Below are 14,109 nucleotides of genomic sequence, written 5' to 3' on the forward strand. Positions count from 1 at the left end.
CCGGCCTGCGGCGGGCGTCACGTCCGCAGGCCCGATCCCGCCCTGACGGCCCGTCGCAGCGGCCAGTAGGATCCCGATCCGGCCAGTGCTGTCACCTGGCCGGATCCGCATAGGGGTTGGGGACAACTTGAGAATAGGTCGTGCGCGCGGGACGGCTCTGGCCGCCGCGGTCGGCGTCCTGGCGGTCCTGGGCATCCAGGGCGTCGCCAGCGGCACGGGCGGTTCCGACGAGGGCGCGGTGTCGCCGTACAGCGCCCGCGCCCGCGAGAAGGGGCCGGTCGCGGGGGAGCTGCACAAGCTCGCCCTCAGGCCCAAGGGCGGGGGAGAGGCCGGCCTCTCCCAGCAGGACACCGAGCCGTTCGGGCTCCTCGGCGTCTCCTGGACCGACCCCGAGGCCGAGGTGAAGGGCCGGATCGAGGCCCGCACCCGCGACGCCGACAGCGGCAAGTGGTCGAAGTGGGTCGTGCTGGAGCAGGCCGAGTCCGGCCTCGACGGCAAGCGCCCGGGCCTGCGCGGCGCCACCGAGCCGGTCTGGGTCGGCCCCTCCGACGGCGCCGAGGTACGGGTCACCGGCGGCGGCACCCTGCCGTCCGGCATGGAGCTGAACCTGGTGGACCCGGGCGCCGGCGCCGCGAAGGCCAAGAAGAAGGGCGACCTGGGCCTCGGACCGGCCGCCTTCGCCCTCCCCGCGGAGGACCCCGCGCCGACGACGCCGGGACCGGAATCGACCGCGCCGCGGCCCGACGTGGTCTCGCGCGTGCAGTGGGGTGCCGACGAGTCCCTGAACGACGAGGGCCCGATCTACCTGCCCGGCGGCAGGATCAAGGCGGTCTTCGTCCACCACACCGCCGCCACCGCCCCGTACGAGTGCTCCGAGTCCGCCGCCATCGTCCGCGGCCTGCACGTCTACCACGTACAGGGCAACGGCTGGCGCGACCTCGGCTACAACTTCCTCGTCGACAAGTGCGGAACGGTCTTCGAGGGCCGGCAGGGCGGCGTGGACCAGCCCGTCCAGGGCGCCCACACCTACGGCTGGAACGCCGAGTCGACGAGCGTCTCCGTCCTCGGCGACTACACCGGCGCCGGCGCCTCCGCCGCCGCGCTCGACGCCGTCTCCAAGGTCGCGGCGTACAAGCTGGGCCAGTACGACGGCGACCTGAACGGCACCACGACCCTGACCGCGGGCGTCGACCAGGCCAACTACTTCGGCAAGAAGTACACCGCCGGCCAGCCGTACGAGTTCAGGTCCCTCTCGGGACACCGGGACGGCTTCAACACCCAGTGCCCGGGCAACTCGCTCTACCCGCAGCTGGACGCGCTCCGGCAGACCGGCCCCGCCGCCCAGCTGAAGATCGCCTCGGTGAACGGGGCGACGGCCGAGCCGGGCGCCACCCTCCCGAGCGGCGCCGCCCTGACGGTCGACTGGACCACCAGCACGGCCACCGGCCGGCTGGCCAGGTTCGAACTGCTCGTGGACGGCGAGGTCACCGCCGTCACCGACGCGGCGGCCCGCCGGGCGACCGCGGTCGTGACCGACGGCAGGCACGAGGTCCGGGTCCGTGCGACCGCCGCGAACGGCAAGGTCTCCACGAGCCTCGCGGTCACCGTCGAGGCCGACGTCAAGGGCGCCGAGTTCGTCCCCCTCACCCCCAAGCGCCTCATGGACACCCGTGAGGGCCTGGGCGTCCGCAGGGGCCCCGTCGGCAGCGGCGAGGTCGTCACCCTGCCGGTGGCCGCAGCCACCGGCGGCACGCCCACCGCGGTGGTGCTGAACGTGACGGCGACGAACCCGACGCAGCCCAGCTTCGTGTCGGTGTACCCCAGCGGCACGACCCGCTCCAGCGCCTCGAACCTGAACTTCACCCCGGGGAAGACGATCCCCAACCTGGTGGTCGTGCCGGTCGTCAACGGAAGCGTCAGCTTCTACAACAACCAGGGCACCGTCGACCTGATCGCCGACATCACCGGCTACTTCACCTCGACCGCCGACGGCGCCACCCACACCAACTTCGGTCCGAAGCGCCTGATGGACACCCGTAGCGGCATCGGCGTCCCGGCCGGCCCCGTCGGCAGCGGCGGCGTCGTCACCCTGCCCGTGGCGGGCACCGGCGGCATCCCCGCCACCGGCGTCAAGGCCGTCGTGCTGAACGTGACGGCGACGAACCCGACGCAGCCGAGCTTCGTGTCGGTGTACCCCAGCGGCACGACCCGCTCCAGCGCGTCGAACCTGAACTTCACCCCGGGCCAGACGATCCCCAACCTGGTGGTCGTACCCGTCGTGGACGGCAAGGTCAGCTTCTACAACAACCAGGGCACCGTCGACCTGATCGCCGACATCACCGGCTACTTCTCGGACGGCGACGCGGGCGCCACGCACGCGAACTTCGGCCCGAAGCGCCTGATGGACACCCGTACGGGTACGGGCGTGCGCCAGGGCCCCGTCACCGGGGGCAGCGTCGTCACCCTGCCGGTGGCCGGCGTCGGGGGAGTCCCGGCCACCGGGATCAAGGCCGTAGTGCTGAACGTGACCGCGACCAACCCGACCGAGGCGAGCCACGTGTCGGTCTTCCCGAGCGGCACGACCCGCTCCAGCGCGTCGAACCTGAACTTCACCCCGGGCCTCACGATCCCCAACCTGGTGGTCGTGCCCGTCGTGGACGGCAAGGTCAGCTTCTACAACAACTCGGGCTCCGTGGATCTCATCGCGGACATCACGGGCTACTTCCGCTAGAGAAGAAACGTTTTACGAGGTGAGGGGCCCCACACCACCCGGTGTGGGGCCCTTCGCCCGTCGGGTGGGGAACGGACGAGGACAGGGCATGGGGAAGAACGAGGACAGCACACCGGGCGTCTCCGACGAGGAGTGGTCCCGTTTCATGGAGCAGGCCGCCCAGGGGGCCGGGGACGCGCCGAAGGAGCCCTCCGCGCGGGCTCGCATGGTGACCGAGCGGCTGAGGGCGACCCAGGGCCAGGAACCGCCGGGGTGGCGCACCGGCCCCGCACGGCGCGAACCCCGCCGGCTCGGCCGGCTCAAGGCGGCCGCGGCCGTCGCCGCCATCGCGGCGCTCGCACTCGTCGCCGTACGGCCCGAGCTGGTGATCGACCGCGTCACCGGCAAGGCGCAGGCCCGCGAGGAAGCCGCGAAGGCGGGCCCGCTGCCCGCCGAGTCCACCCGCCCGACCGCCGCGCCCCCGTCGCTGCCGCCGGACCAGCCGACCCTGAGCGAGCCCTTCCGCGGCTCCCCGGCCCTCCAGTGGGCGGACGGCGCCGCCGGCATCGAGATCCCCGAGGCCACTGCCGTGAACGGGGTCAGCCGAGAGCTGGTCGCCCAGGGGCTGGAGCGGACGAAGCAGTTCCTGGTACTCGCCAACCTGGACCCGGCGACGCTCCGAGGGGAGCGCCCCACCGCGGCACTGCAGATGATCGACCCCGGACAACGGCAGATGGTGGACCTGCTGGAAGGCGCCCTGGCCCGCCCGGGACGGGACGCGGACCCGCTCCAGGTGTTCACCCGGGCCGACCCGGCGCAGGTGCGCCTCGTCGGCGACGTGGTCAAGGTGCGCGGCCGGATGACGGTCGAGCCCGGCGAGAGCCCCGGCCAGGTCGACATCATGACCGACTACACCTTCGTCTACCCCCTGGCGCAGGCGAAGAGCGGCGCCGAGGAGGTCAGCCGCACCATCGTGCGCCGGCAGATGGAGTTCACCTTCGCCGATCCCCGCAAGTGGCGGGTCGAGGCGGGGATGATGCAGATAGGGCCCTACACCTACGACATCGCGAACTCCGAGTGCTTCGTCCACGACGGATACCTGCATCCGATGTTCCGGGACGCCCCCGCCGACGGCCCCGTGCCGTCCGGGCCGCCCAGGGACCCGTACGACCGCAGCCAGGCACTCCAGCAGCACGAGGAGGAGGGCTGCGGGACGGTCTCGCGGACCTGACCCGGCCGGGGGAGGGGCCCCGCCCCGCGAAGGGTGCGGCGCAGTTTGACCACTCAGCGTGGCGGGGTATTCTCTTCGACCCGATTGGCCAGGTACGTGTCTCGTATGGCAGACTACTCAAGTTGCTCGGCTGAGTGCCGATGCTGCGCGCCTCCCGCCGGGAGGACCGGAAGCGAGTCCCACAGTACTCGTCGTCCTTAATCTGCCTCTCGGGGCAGCAATGGGGGCGGACGTACGGGAATCTTCTGGGAAGTGTCAGCACGGTGCCCACCAGGCACCCGGTGGGTGTTTCTCCCCCGAACCGCGGTCATGGGACCGCACCCCCTTGGACGAGGGAATTTCCGTATGGGAATTTTCTGTGGAGGGAGTGCGACACGCCCGACCGCGTGGGTCGGAGGAGAGGCGGTGGGACCCCGTCCCACGGCCGACCGGGAGCCAGAGCGTTTCCACACAGAGACAGGACTACGGAGTAGCCATGGCGGGACAGAAGATCCGCATCCGGCTCAAGGCCTACGACCACGAGGTCATCGACTCCTCGGCGAAGAAGATCGTCGAGACGGTGACCCGCACTGGTGCGTCGGTCGCGGGCCCGGTGCCGCTGCCCACTGAGAAGAACGTGTACTGCGTCATCAAGTCGCCGCACAAGTACAAGGACTCGCGCGAGCACTTCGAGATGCGCACGCACAAGCGCCTGATCGACATCCTCGACCCGACGCCCAAGACCGTTGACTCGCTGATGCGCCTGGACCTTCCGGCCGGCGTCGACATCGAGATCAAGCTCTGAGAGGCGTCGAGAAGATGGCAAAGCAGATCAAGGGCGTCCTGGGCGAGAAGCTCGGCATGACCCAGGTCTGGGACGAGAACAACCGTGTCGTCCCGGTGACCGTGGTCAAGGCCGGACCCTGCGTCGTTACCCAGGTCCGTACGAACGACATCGACGGCTACGAGTCGGTCCAGATCGCCTTCGGCGAGATCGACCCGCGCAAGGTGAACAAGCCCCTCAAGGGCCACTTCGCCAAGGCCGACGTGACCCCCCGCCGCCACCTGGTGGAGCTCCGCACCTCCGACGCCAGCGAGTACACGCTCGGCCAGGAGATCACTGCTGAGGTGTTCGAGTCCGGCGTCAAGGTCGACGTCACGGGCAACAGCAAGGGCAAGGGCTTCGCCGGTGTCATGAAGCGGCACAACTTCCGGGGCCTCGGCGCCGGTCACGGTGTGCAGCGCAAGCACCGCTCCCCCGGTTCGATCGGTGGCTGTGCCACCCCTGGGCGTGTCTTCAAGGGCATGCGCATGGCCGGTCGCATGGGTAACGAGCGCGTCACCACCCAGAACCTGACCATCCACGCGGTAGACGCGGAGAAGGGTCTGCTCCTCATCAAGGGCGCAGTCCCCGGTCCGAACGGCGGCCTCGTCCTGGTCCGTACCGCGGCCAAGGGGGCTTGAGGTTAATGAGCACCATTGACATCCTTTCGCCGGCAGGCGACAAGGCCGGTACCGTCGAGCTCCCCGCGGAGATCTTCGACGCGAAGACCAGCGTTCCGCTGATCCACCAGGTCGTCGTCGCACAGCTGGCCGCTGCCCGTCAGGGCACGCACAAGACCAAGACCCGTGGCGAAGTCCGTGGTGGTGGCAAGAAGCCTTACCGCCAGAAGGGCACCGGCCGCGCCCGTCAGGGTTCGACCCGCGCTCCGCAGTTCGCCGGCGGTGGCGTCGTCCACGGCCCGCAGCCGCGTGACTACTCGCAGCGGACCCCCAAGAAGATGAAGGTCGCCGCCCTCCGCGGTGCCCTCTCGGACCGCGCGCGTCACTCCCGCATCCACGTCGTCACCGGCGTGGTCGAGGGTGCCGCCTCCACGAAGGCCGCCAAGACGCTGTTCGGCAAGATCTCGGAGCGCAAGAACCTGCTCCTGGTCGTCGAGCGCGCCGACGAGGCCGCGTGGCTGTCCGCCCGCAACCTGCCCCAGGTTCACATCCTGGAGCCGGGCCAGCTGAACACGTACGACGTGATCGTCTCTGACGACGTGGTCTTCACCCAGGCCGCGCTGGAGTCCTTCGTGTCTGGCCCCAAGGCCGACGAGACCGAAGGGAGCGACGCCTGATGTCTGAGGCGACCGTTACCAGCAAGACCTTCACCGACCCGCGCGACCTGCTGATCAAGCCGGTCGTCTCGGAGAAGAGCTACGCGCTGCTGGACGAGAACAAGTACACGTTCATCGTCGCGCCCGGCGCCAACAAGACCCAGATCAAGCAGGCCGTCGAGGCGGTCTTCTCGGTCAAGGTCACCGGGGTCAACACGATCAACCGTCAGGGTAAGCGCAAGCGCACCAAGACCGGTTTCGGCAAGCGCGCCAACACCAAGCGCGCCATCGTGACCCTTGCCGAGGGCAACCGTATCGACATCTTCGGCGGCCAGGCCTCCTAACGGAGGTCTAGTCGTCCGGAATCGGACGAGGACTGAGAAATGGGTATCCGCAAGTACAAGCCGACGACCCCGGGCCGTCGTGGCTCCAGCGTCGCCGACTTTGTCGAGATCACGCGGTCCACGCCGGAGAAGTCGCTGGTCCGCCCCCTGCACAGCAAGGGCGGCCGTAACAACACCGGTCGTGTGACCGTTCGCCACCAGGGCGGTGGCCACAAGCGCGCCTACCGCGTGATCGACTTCCGTCGTCACGACAAGGACGGCGTGCCGGCCAAGGTCGCGCACATCGAGTACGACCCCAACCGCACCGCGCGCATCGCGCTGCTGCACTACGCCGACGGCGAGAAGCGCTACATCATCGCGCCGCGCGGTCTGCAGCAGGGTGACCGGATCGAGAACGGCCCCACGGCCGACATCAAGCCGGGCAACAACCTCGCGCTCCGCAACATCCCGGTCGGTACCACGATCCACGCGATCGAGCTCCGCCCCGGTGGCGGCGCCAAGTTCGCGCGTTCCGCTGGTGCCTCCGTGCAGCTGCTGGCGAAGGAGGGCGTGATGGCCCACCTTCGTATGCCGTCCGGTGAGATCCGTCTCGTCGACGCGCGCTGCCGCGCCACGGTCGGCGAGGTCGGCAACGCCGAGCAGTCGAACATCAACTGGGGCAAGGCCGGCCGCATGCGCTGGAAGGGCGTCCGCCCCTCCGTCCGCGGTGTCGCGATGAACCCGGTTGACCACCCGCACGGTGGTGGTGAGGGCAAGACCAGTGGTGGTCGCCACCCGGTCTCCCCGTGGGGTCAGAAGGAGGGTCGTACTCGTTCGCCGAAGAAGGCTTCGAACAAGTACATCGTCCGCCGCCGCAAGACGAACAAGAAGCGCTAGGAGCGGGTTTAGATGCCGCGCAGTCTCAAGAAGGGGCCCTTCGTCGACGACCACCTCGTAAAGAAGGTGGACGCCCAGAACGAAGCCGGCACCAAGAACGTCATCAAGACCTGGTCCCGTCGCTCGATGATCATCCCCAGCATGCTGGGTCACACCATCGCGGTGCACAACGGCAAGACCCACGTCCCGGTGTTCGTCACCGAGTCGATGGTCGGCCACAAGCTCGGCGAGTTCTCGCCGACTCGCACCTTCCGCGGCCACGTCAAGGACGACCGGAAGTCGAAGCGCCGCTAAAGGCGGGGTGGTTACGACTATGACTTACACCGAAGGGACAACCATGGAAGCCAGGGCCCAGGCGCGGTACATCCGCGTCACGCCCATGAAGGCCCGCCGCGTGGTGGACCTTATCCGTGGCATGGATGCCACGGAGGCTCAGGCGGTCCTGCGTTTCGCCCCGCAGGCCGCGAGCGTGCCGGTCGGCAAGGTGCTGGACAGCGCCATTGCCAACGCCGCGCACAACTACAACCACCCGGACGCCTCCACGCTGGTCATCAGCGAGGCGTACGTGGACGAGGGCCCGACCCTGAAGCGGTTCCGTCCGCGCGCCCAGGGCCGTGCCTACCGGATCCGCAAGCGGACCAGCCACATCACCGTGGTCGTCAGCAGCAAGGAAGGTTCCCGGTAATGGGCCAGAAGGTAAACCCGCACGGGTTCCGACTCGGCATCACCACGGACTTCAAGTCCCGTTGGTACGCCGACAAGCTGTACAAGGACTACGTCAAGGAAGACGTCGCCATCCGTCGGATGATGACGTCCGGCATGGAGCGCGCCGGCATCTCGAAGGTTGAGATCGAGCGCACCCGTGACCGCGTGCGTGTGGACATCCACACCGCTCGTCCGGGCATCGTCATCGGCCGCCGTGGCGCCGAGGCCGACCGCATCCGCGGCGACCTCGAAAAGCTCACGGGCAAGCAGGTCCAGCTGAACATCCTCGAGGTCAAGAACCCCGAGCTCGACGCTCAGCTGGTTGCCCAGGCCGTTGCCGAGCAGCTCTCCTCCCGCGTCTCCTTCCGTCGTGCCATGCGCAAGAGCATGCAGGGCACCATGAAGGCCGGCGCCAAGGGCATCAAGATCCAGTGCGGCGGCCGTCTCGGCGGCGCCGAGATGTCCCGCTCCGAGTTCTACCGCGAGGGTCGTGTGCCGCTGCACACGCTGCGCGCGAACGTGGACTACGGCTTCTTCGAGGCCAAGACCACCTTCGGCCGTATCGGCGTGAAGGTCTGGATCTACAAGGGCGACGTCAAGAACATCGCCGAGGTTCGCGCCGAGAACGCTGCGGCCCGTGCGGGTAACCGCCCGGCCCGTGGTGCCGGCGCTGGCGACCGTCCCGCCGGCCGTGGTGGCCGTGGTGGCGAGCGCGGCGGCCGTGGTGGCCGCAAGCCGCAGCAGGCTGCTGGTGCCGAGGCCCCCAAGGCCGACGCTCCCGCCGCCGCTCCGGCTGAGAGCACCGGAACGGAGGCCTGACCGACATGCTGATCCCTCGTAGGGTCAAGCACCGCAAGCAGCACCACCCGAAGCGCCGCGGTATGGCCAAGGGCGGTACTGAGGTCTCGTTCGGCGAGTACGGCATCCAGGCGCTGACCCCGGCGTACGTGACGAACCGCCAGATCGAGGCGGCTCGTATCGCGATGACCCGCCACATCAAGCGTGGCGGCAAGGTCTGGATCAACATCTACCCGGACCGCCCGCTCACGAAGAAGCCCGCCGAGACCCGCATGGGTTCCGGTAAGGGTTCTCCCGAGTGGTGGATCGCCAACGTGCACCCGGGCCGGGTCATGTTCGAGCTGTCCTACCCGAACGAGAAGATTGCTCGTGAGGCGCTCACCCGCGCTGCTCACAAGCTTCCGATGAAGTGCCGGATTGTTCGGCGCGAGGCAGGTGAGTCGTGATGGCGACGGGAACCAAGGCGTCCGAGCTGCGTGAGCTCGGCAACGAGGAGCTCGTTGGCAAGCTGCGCGAGGCCAAGGAGGAGCTGTTCAAGCTCCGCTTCCAGGCGGCCACGGGTCAGCTGGAGAACAACGGCCGGCTCAAGTCCGTCCGTAAGGACATCGCTCGCATCTACACCCTGATGCACGAGCGTGAGCTCGGTATCGAGACGGTGGAGAGCGCCTGATGAGCGAGAAGAACGTGACTGAGACGAACGAGCGCGGTTTCCGCAAGACCCGTGAGGGTCTCGTCGTCAGCGACAAGATGGACAAGACCGTCGTCGTCGCCGTCGAGGACCGCGTCAAGCACGCGCTGTACGGCAAGGTCATCCGCCGTACGAACAAGCTCAAGGCGCACGACGAGCAGAACGCTGCCGGCGTCGGCGACCGCGTCCTCATCATGGAGACGCGTCCGCTGTCGGCGAGCAAGCGCTGGCGCATCGTCGAGATCCTCGAGAAGGCCAAGTAATCAAGTCCGGGGGGTTTCCCCCGGATTCGTTCCGCCAGGCTCGGTGGGGGCCACCGCTCTTCGGAGTGTGAGGCCCCCGCCGGGAACCGGCAGACAAACAGGAGATAGACGTGATCCAGCAGGAGTCGCGACTGCGTGTCGCCGACAACACTGGTGCCAAGGAGATCCTTTGCATCCGTGTTCTCGGTGGCTCCGGTCGCCGCTACGCGGGCATCGGTGACGTCATCGTCGCCACCGTCAAGGACGCGATCCCCGGTGGCAACGTGAAGAAGGGTGACGTCGTCAAGGCGGTCATCGTTCGCACCGTCAAGGAGCGCCGCCGCCAGGACGGCTCGTACATCCGCTTCGACGAGAACGCCGCCGTCATTCTGAAGAACGACGGCGACCCTCGCGGCACCCGTATCTTCGGCCCCGTCGGCCGTGAGCTGCGCGAGAAGAAGTTCATGAAGATCATCTCGCTCGCGCCGGAGGTGCTGTAAGCATGAAGATCAAGAAGGGCGACCTGGTACAGGTCATCACCGGTAAGGACAAGGGCAAGCAGGGCAAGGTCATCGTCGCCTTCCCCGCCGAGAACCGCGTCCTGGTCGAGGGTGTCAACCGGGTCAAGAAGCACACCAAGGCCGGACAGAACCAGGCCGGCGGCATCGTGATCACCGAGGCCCCGGTCCACGTGTCCAACGTCCAGCTGGTCGTGGAGAAGGACGGCAAGAAGGTCGTCACCCGCGTCGGTTACCGCTTCGACGACGAGGGCAACAAGATCCGCGTTGCCAAGCGCACGGGTGAGGACATCTGATGGCTACCACTCCGCGTCTGAAGACGAAGTACCGCGAGGAGATCGCGGGCAAGCTGCGTGAGGAGTTCTCCTACGAGAACGTCATGCAGATCCCCGGCCTCGTCAAGATCGTCGTGAACATGGGTGTCGGCGACGCCGCCCGTGACTCGAAGCTGATCGACGGCGCCATCCGCGACCTGACGACGATCACCGGTCAGAAGCCGGCCGTCACGAAGGCCCGCAAGTCCATCGCGCAGTTCAAGCTGCGCGAGGGTCAGCCGATCGGCTGCCACGTCACCCTCCGTGGTGACCGTATGTGGGAGTTCCTGGACCGTACGCTGTCGCTCGCGCTGCCGCGTATCCGTGACTTCCGTGGTCTGTCGCCGAAGCAGTTCGACGGCCGTGGCAACTACACCTTCGGTCTCACGGAGCAGGTCATGTTCCACGAGATCGACCAGGACAAGATCGACCGTACCCGGGGTATGGACATCACCGTGGTCACCACGGCGACCAACGACGCTGAGGGCCGCGCGCTCCTTCGTCACCTCGGCTTCCCCTTCAAGGAGGCGTAAGCGAGATGGCGAAGAAGGCTCTCATCGCGAAGGCTGCCCGTAAGCCCAAGTTCGGTGTGCGTGCGTACACCCGCTGCCAGCGCTGCGGTCGCCCCCACTCCGTGTACCGCAAGTTCGGCCTCTGCCGCGTGTGCCTCCGTGAGATGGCTCACCGTGGCGAGCTGCCGGGCGTGACCAAGAGCTCCTGGTAATCCCCACGCCCTTTGGGTGTTGAGGTTTTCCAGACGCTCTCGGTAAGCATCAGGTCGGCGGACCGCCCTGCCCGCATGCCGTAGGCTTGTGGGGTTGGGCGTCCGCCGCCCTATCGACTTACTACGCCGTAGGTCCCCGTGCCGCACCCGTCCCGCCACTGAGTGGGGAGAGGGATGGCGCATACAGGAAACCCCGGCGAGAGAGGCCGAAGGCCACTTCATGACCATGACTGACCCCATCGCAGACATGCTCACGCGTCTGCGTAACGCTAACTCGGCGTACCACGACACCGTCGTGATGCCGCACAGCAAGATCAAGTCGCACATCGCGGAGATCCTCAAGCAGGAGGGTTTCATCACCGGCTGGAAGGTCGAGGACGCCGAGGTCGGCAAGAACCTCGTCCTTGAGCTGAAGTTCGGGCCGAACCGTGAGCGCTCCATCGCGGGCATCAAGCGGATCTCGAAGCCCGGTCTGCGCGTGTACGCGAAGTCCACCAACCTGCCGAAGGTCCTCGGCGGCCTGGGCGTGGCGATCATCTCCACGTCCCACGGTCTCCTGACCGGCCAGCAGGCAGGCAAGAAGGGCGTAGGTGGGGAAGTCCTCGCCTACGTCTGGTAGTCGGGAACGGAGGAAAAGCAATGTCGCGAATCGGCAAGCTCCCCATCCAGGTTCCCGCCGGTGTGGACGTCACCATCGATGGCCAGACGGTCAACGTGAAGGGCCCCAAGGGTTCCCTCGCGCACACCGTCAAGGCGCCCATCGCAGTTGTCAAGGACGAGGACGGCGTTCTGAACGTCACCCGTCCGAACGACGAGCGTCAGAACAAGGCCCTGCACGGCCTGTCCCGCACGCTGGTGGCGAACATGATCACCGGTGTGACCACGGGATACGTCAAGGCCCTTGAGATCAGCGGTGTCGGTTACCGCGTGGCCGCGAAGGGCTCCAACCTGGAGTTCCAGCTCGGCTACAGCCACCCGATCCTGGTGGAGGCGCCCGAGGGCATCTCCTTCAAGGTCGAGTCGCCGACCAAGTTCTCGGTCGAGGGCATCGACAAGCAGAAGGTCGGCGAGGTCGCCGCCAACATCCGCAAGCTGCGGAAGCCCGACCCGTACAAGGCCAAGGGTGTCAAGTACGCCGGCGAGGTCATCCGCCGCAAGGTCGGAAAGGCTGGTAAGTAGCCATGGCATACGGTGTGAAGATCGCCAAGGGCGACGCGTACAAGCGCGCTGCCAAGGCTCGCCGCCACATCCGCATCCGCAAGAACGTCTCGGGTACGGCGGAGCGTCCGCGCCTCGTCGTGACGCGTTCCAACCGCAACATCGTTGCTCAGGTCATCGACGACCTCCAGGGCCACACCCTGGCGTCGGCGTCGACCCTGGACGCTTCGATCCGCGGTGGCGAAGGCGACAAGAGCGCCCAGGCCCAGGCTGTCGGCGCGCTCGTCGCCGAGCGTGCCAAGGCCGCGGGTGTCGAGACCGTCGTCTTTGACCGCGGTGGCAACCGATACGCCGGGCGCATTGCCGCTCTGGCTGACGCCGCCCGCGAAGCCGGGCTGAAGTTCTAAGCCCCGGTTCCGGGACTCACGGACGTAACAGAGAGAGGTAATCCAATGGCTGGACCCCAGCGCCGCGGAAGCGGTGCCGGTGGCGGCGAGCGGCGGGACCGGAAGGGTCGCGACGGTGGCGCTGCCGCCGAGAAGACCGCTTACGTTGAGCGCGTTGTCGCGATCAACCGTGTCGCCAAGGTTGTCAAGGGTGGTCGTCGCTTCAGCTTCACCGCGCTCGTCGTGGTGGGTGACGGTGACGGCACCGTAGGTGTCGGTTACGGCAAGGCCAAGGAAGTTCCCGCGGCCATCGCCAAGGGCGTCGAGGAAGCCAAGAAGAACTTCTTCAAGGTTCCCCGCATCCAGGGCACCATCCCGCACCCGATCCAGGGCGAGAAGGCGGCCGGCGTTGTCCTGCTGAAGCCTGCTTCCCCCGGTACCGGTGTTATCGCCGGTGGCCCGGTGCGCGCCGTTCTGGAGTGCGCCGGCGTTCACGACATCCTGTCGAAGTCCCTGGGCTCCGACAACGCGATCAACATCGTGCACGCGACCGTGGAGGCCCTCAAGGGCCTGCAGCGTCCCGAGGAGATCGCGGCTCGCCGTGGTCTGCCCCTTGAGGACGTCGCTCCCGCGGCTCTGCTCCGTGCGCGGGCTGGGGCGGGTGCGTAATGGCTCGCCTCAAGATCACGCAGACGAAGTCGTACATCGGCAGCAAGCAGAACCACCGCGACACGCTGCGTTCGCTCGGGCTCAAGCGCCTGAACGACGTCGTCGTCAAGGAGGACCGCCCCGAGTTCCGCGGAATGGTGCACACCGTCCGCCACCTCGTGACGGTTGAGGAGGTTGACTAATCATGGCTGAGAACAGCCCGCTGAAGGCCCACAACCTCCGTCCCGCCCCCGGTGCCAAGACCGCGAAGACCCGTGTGGGTCGCGGTGAGGCGTCGAAGGGTAAGACGGCCGGTCGTGGTACGAAGGGCCAGAAGGCCCGTTACCAGATCCCGCAGCGCTTCGAGGGTGGGCAGATGCCCCTCCACATGCGCCTGCCGAAGCTCAAGGGCTTCAAGAACCCGTTCCGCACCGAGTTCCAGGTTGTCAACCTGGACAAGCTCGGCGCTCTCTACCCCGAGGGTGGAGAAGTCACGGTGGCCGACCTGGTCGCCAAGGGCGCGGTTCGCAAGAACAGCCTCGTCAAGGTCCTGGGCCAGGGCGAGCTCTCCGTGGCGCTGCAGGTTTCGGTTGACGCCGTTTCCGCCTCCGCCAAGGAGAAGATCACCGCTGCCGGCGGTACCGTCACCGAGCTCGTCTAAGACGATTTCAGTGGCTGAATAGCTCAAA

General features: G+C 67.6%; 23 protein-coding genes. All 23 read left to right on the plus strand.

Translation table 11 applies throughout. The annotated features are described in order from the left end of the window. The first annotated feature begins 127 nt into the window (after positions 1 to 127). Positions 128 to 2,731 (plus strand): N-acetylmuramoyl-L-alanine amidase, encoded by a 2,604-nt coding sequence (locus BSL84_RS19945; protein WP_051873052.1) that lies wholly within the window; start codon positions 128 to 130, stop codon positions 2,729 to 2,731. An 88-nt stretch (positions 2,732 to 2,819) separates the two neighbouring features. Further along, positions 2,820 to 3,941, plus strand: a complete 1,122-nt coding sequence (locus tag BSL84_RS19950; protein ID WP_045323410.1) for a hypothetical protein — start codon at positions 2,820 to 2,822, stop codon at positions 3,939 to 3,941. 475 nt (positions 3,942 to 4,416) lie between these two features. Continuing rightward, the gene (rpsJ, locus tag BSL84_RS19955; RefSeq protein ID WP_003948644.1) at positions 4,417 to 4,725 is read left to right on the plus strand and encodes a 30S ribosomal protein S10; all 309 of its coding nucleotides are present in this window, start codon (positions 4,417 to 4,419) and stop codon (positions 4,723 to 4,725) included. A gap of 14 nt (positions 4,726 to 4,739) precedes the next feature. Further along, complete coding sequence (gene rplC / locus BSL84_RS19960; protein WP_007265899.1) at positions 4,740 to 5,384, plus strand: 50S ribosomal protein L3; 645 nt, start codon at positions 4,740 to 4,742, stop codon at positions 5,382 to 5,384. Positions 5,385 to 5,389: 5 nt separating this feature from the next. Beyond that, the gene (rplD, locus tag BSL84_RS19965) at positions 5,390 to 6,040 is read left to right on the plus strand and encodes a 50S ribosomal protein L4 (RefSeq protein WP_030026322.1); all 651 of its coding nucleotides are present in this window, start codon (positions 5,390 to 5,392) and stop codon (positions 6,038 to 6,040) included. Continuing rightward, complete coding sequence (gene rplW, locus BSL84_RS19970) at positions 6,040 to 6,363, plus strand: 50S ribosomal protein L23 (protein WP_007265901.1); 324 nt, start codon at positions 6,040 to 6,042, stop codon at positions 6,361 to 6,363. Before rplD ends, rplW begins: the two co-directional genes overlap by 1 nt. A gap of 39 nt (positions 6,364 to 6,402) precedes the next feature. Continuing rightward, on the plus strand, positions 6,403 to 7,239 hold the full coding sequence (rplB, locus tag BSL84_RS19975) for a 50S ribosomal protein L2 (protein ID WP_030026325.1): 837 nt from the start codon (positions 6,403 to 6,405) through the stop codon (positions 7,237 to 7,239). 12 nt (positions 7,240 to 7,251) lie between these two features. Further along, positions 7,252 to 7,533, plus strand: a complete 282-nt coding sequence (rpsS, locus tag BSL84_RS19980; RefSeq protein ID WP_007265903.1) for a 30S ribosomal protein S19 — start codon at positions 7,252 to 7,254, stop codon at positions 7,531 to 7,533. A gap of 43 nt (positions 7,534 to 7,576) precedes the next feature. Next, positions 7,577 to 7,924, plus strand: a complete 348-nt coding sequence (gene rplV, locus BSL84_RS19985; protein ID WP_007265904.1) for a 50S ribosomal protein L22 — start codon at positions 7,577 to 7,579, stop codon at positions 7,922 to 7,924. Beyond that, positions 7,924 to 8,763 carry a 30S ribosomal protein S3 gene (rpsC, locus tag BSL84_RS19990; protein WP_007265905.1) on the plus strand — a complete coding sequence of 280 codons (840 nt, stop codon included), beginning with the start codon at positions 7,924 to 7,926 and terminating at the stop codon, positions 8,761 to 8,763. Before rplV ends, rpsC begins: the two co-directional genes overlap by 1 nt. Before the next feature lie 5 nt (positions 8,764 to 8,768). After that, complete coding sequence (gene rplP / locus BSL84_RS19995) at positions 8,769 to 9,188, plus strand: 50S ribosomal protein L16 (protein ID WP_030026326.1); 420 nt, start codon at positions 8,769 to 8,771, stop codon at positions 9,186 to 9,188. Next, positions 9,188 to 9,412, plus strand: coding sequence for a 50S ribosomal protein L29 (gene rpmC, locus BSL84_RS20000; RefSeq protein WP_008739703.1), 225 nt, complete (start codon positions 9,188 to 9,190; stop codon positions 9,410 to 9,412). The genes rplP and rpmC overlap by 1 nt, the downstream gene beginning before the upstream one ends. After that, on the plus strand, positions 9,412 to 9,693 hold the full coding sequence (gene rpsQ, locus BSL84_RS20005; RefSeq protein WP_030026328.1) for a 30S ribosomal protein S17: 282 nt from the start codon (positions 9,412 to 9,414) through the stop codon (positions 9,691 to 9,693). The genes rpmC and rpsQ overlap by 1 nt, the downstream gene beginning before the upstream one ends. Positions 9,694 to 9,803: 110 nt before the next feature. Next, positions 9,804 to 10,172: a 50S ribosomal protein L14 gene (gene rplN / locus BSL84_RS20010; protein WP_003956455.1), complete on the plus strand. Its 369-nt coding sequence runs from the start codon at positions 9,804 to 9,806 to the stop codon at positions 10,170 to 10,172. A 2-nt stretch (positions 10,173 to 10,174) separates the two neighbouring features. Further along, positions 10,175 to 10,486 carry a 50S ribosomal protein L24 gene (gene rplX, locus BSL84_RS20015; protein WP_030026329.1) on the plus strand — a complete coding sequence of 104 codons (312 nt, stop codon included), beginning with the start codon at positions 10,175 to 10,177 and terminating at the stop codon, positions 10,484 to 10,486. Next, entirely contained in the window at positions 10,486 to 11,037 is a 552-nt protein-coding gene (gene rplE / locus BSL84_RS20020; RefSeq protein WP_030026331.1) for a 50S ribosomal protein L5, read from the plus strand. The genes rplX and rplE overlap by 1 nt, the downstream gene beginning before the upstream one ends. Before the next feature lie 5 nt (positions 11,038 to 11,042). Next, on the plus strand, positions 11,043 to 11,228 hold the full coding sequence (locus tag BSL84_RS20025; protein WP_003956452.1) for a type Z 30S ribosomal protein S14: 186 nt from the start codon (positions 11,043 to 11,045) through the stop codon (positions 11,226 to 11,228). 220 nt (positions 11,229 to 11,448) lie between these two features. Next, positions 11,449 to 11,847, plus strand: a complete 399-nt coding sequence (gene rpsH, locus BSL84_RS20035; RefSeq protein WP_007265911.1) for a 30S ribosomal protein S8 — start codon at positions 11,449 to 11,451, stop codon at positions 11,845 to 11,847. Between the two features lie 20 nt (positions 11,848 to 11,867). After that, positions 11,868 to 12,407, plus strand: a complete 540-nt coding sequence (gene rplF / locus BSL84_RS20040) for a 50S ribosomal protein L6 (RefSeq protein WP_030653648.1) — start codon at positions 11,868 to 11,870, stop codon at positions 12,405 to 12,407. 2 nt (positions 12,408 to 12,409) lie between these two features. Continuing rightward, positions 12,410 to 12,793 carry a 50S ribosomal protein L18 gene (gene rplR / locus BSL84_RS20045; RefSeq protein ID WP_030026334.1) on the plus strand — a complete coding sequence of 128 codons (384 nt, stop codon included), beginning with the start codon at positions 12,410 to 12,412 and terminating at the stop codon, positions 12,791 to 12,793. 45 nt (positions 12,794 to 12,838) lie between these two features. Continuing rightward, positions 12,839 to 13,441 carry a 30S ribosomal protein S5 gene (rpsE, locus tag BSL84_RS20050; RefSeq protein ID WP_015035588.1) on the plus strand — a complete coding sequence of 201 codons (603 nt, stop codon included), beginning with the start codon at positions 12,839 to 12,841 and terminating at the stop codon, positions 13,439 to 13,441. Further along, a complete protein-coding gene (gene rpmD, locus BSL84_RS20055; protein ID WP_005313525.1) occupies positions 13,441 to 13,623 on the plus strand; it encodes a 50S ribosomal protein L30 in 183 nt (60 codons plus the stop codon). The genes rpsE and rpmD overlap by 1 nt, the downstream gene beginning before the upstream one ends. Positions 13,624 to 13,625: 2 nt before the next feature. Further along, positions 13,626 to 14,081: a 50S ribosomal protein L15 gene (rplO, locus tag BSL84_RS20060; protein ID WP_030026337.1), complete on the plus strand. Its 456-nt coding sequence runs from the start codon at positions 13,626 to 13,628 to the stop codon at positions 14,079 to 14,081. Positions 14,082 to 14,109: the final 28 nt, after the last annotated feature.

The sequence above is a fragment of the Streptomyces sp. TN58 genome, assembly GCF_001941845.1.
Taxonomy (GTDB): Bacteria; Actinomycetota; Actinomycetes; order Streptomycetales; family Streptomycetaceae; genus Streptomyces.

Coding starts and splice junctions, on each gene's coding strand:
- BSL84_RS19950 (WP_045323410.1), top strand. CDS start 2,820: ATGGGGAAGAACGAGGACAGCACACCGGGCGTCTCCGACGAGGAGTGG.
- rpsJ (WP_003948644.1), top strand. CDS start 4,417: ATGGCGGGACAGAAGATCCGCATCCGGCTCAAGGCCTACGACCACGAG.
- rplC (WP_007265899.1), top strand. CDS start 4,740: ATGGCAAAGCAGATCAAGGGCGTCCTGGGCGAGAAGCTCGGCATGACC.
- rplD (WP_030026322.1), top strand. CDS start 5,390: ATGAGCACCATTGACATCCTTTCGCCGGCAGGCGACAAGGCCGGTACC.
- rplW (WP_007265901.1), top strand. CDS start 6,040: ATGTCTGAGGCGACCGTTACCAGCAAGACCTTCACCGACCCGCGCGAC.
- rplB (WP_030026325.1), top strand. CDS start 6,403: ATGGGTATCCGCAAGTACAAGCCGACGACCCCGGGCCGTCGTGGCTCC.
- rpsS (WP_007265903.1), top strand. CDS start 7,252: ATGCCGCGCAGTCTCAAGAAGGGGCCCTTCGTCGACGACCACCTCGTA.
- rplV (WP_007265904.1), top strand. CDS start 7,577: ATGGAAGCCAGGGCCCAGGCGCGGTACATCCGCGTCACGCCCATGAAG.
- rpsC (WP_007265905.1), top strand. CDS start 7,924: ATGGGCCAGAAGGTAAACCCGCACGGGTTCCGACTCGGCATCACCACG.
- rplP (WP_030026326.1), top strand. CDS start 8,769: ATGCTGATCCCTCGTAGGGTCAAGCACCGCAAGCAGCACCACCCGAAG.
- rpmC (WP_008739703.1), top strand. CDS start 9,188: ATGGCGACGGGAACCAAGGCGTCCGAGCTGCGTGAGCTCGGCAACGAG.
- rpsQ (WP_030026328.1), top strand. CDS start 9,412: ATGAGCGAGAAGAACGTGACTGAGACGAACGAGCGCGGTTTCCGCAAG.
- rplX (WP_030026329.1), top strand. CDS start 10,175: ATGAAGATCAAGAAGGGCGACCTGGTACAGGTCATCACCGGTAAGGAC.
- rplE (WP_030026331.1), top strand. CDS start 10,486: ATGGCTACCACTCCGCGTCTGAAGACGAAGTACCGCGAGGAGATCGCG.
- BSL84_RS20025 (WP_003956452.1), top strand. CDS start 11,043: ATGGCGAAGAAGGCTCTCATCGCGAAGGCTGCCCGTAAGCCCAAGTTC.
- rpsH (WP_007265911.1), top strand. CDS start 11,449: ATGACCATGACTGACCCCATCGCAGACATGCTCACGCGTCTGCGTAAC.
- rplF (WP_030653648.1), top strand. CDS start 11,868: ATGTCGCGAATCGGCAAGCTCCCCATCCAGGTTCCCGCCGGTGTGGAC.
- rplR (WP_030026334.1), top strand. CDS start 12,410: ATGGCATACGGTGTGAAGATCGCCAAGGGCGACGCGTACAAGCGCGCT.
- rpsE (WP_015035588.1), top strand. CDS start 12,839: ATGGCTGGACCCCAGCGCCGCGGAAGCGGTGCCGGTGGCGGCGAGCGG.
- rpmD (WP_005313525.1), top strand. CDS start 13,441: ATGGCTCGCCTCAAGATCACGCAGACGAAGTCGTACATCGGCAGCAAG.
- rplO (WP_030026337.1), top strand. CDS start 13,626: ATGGCTGAGAACAGCCCGCTGAAGGCCCACAACCTCCGTCCCGCCCCC.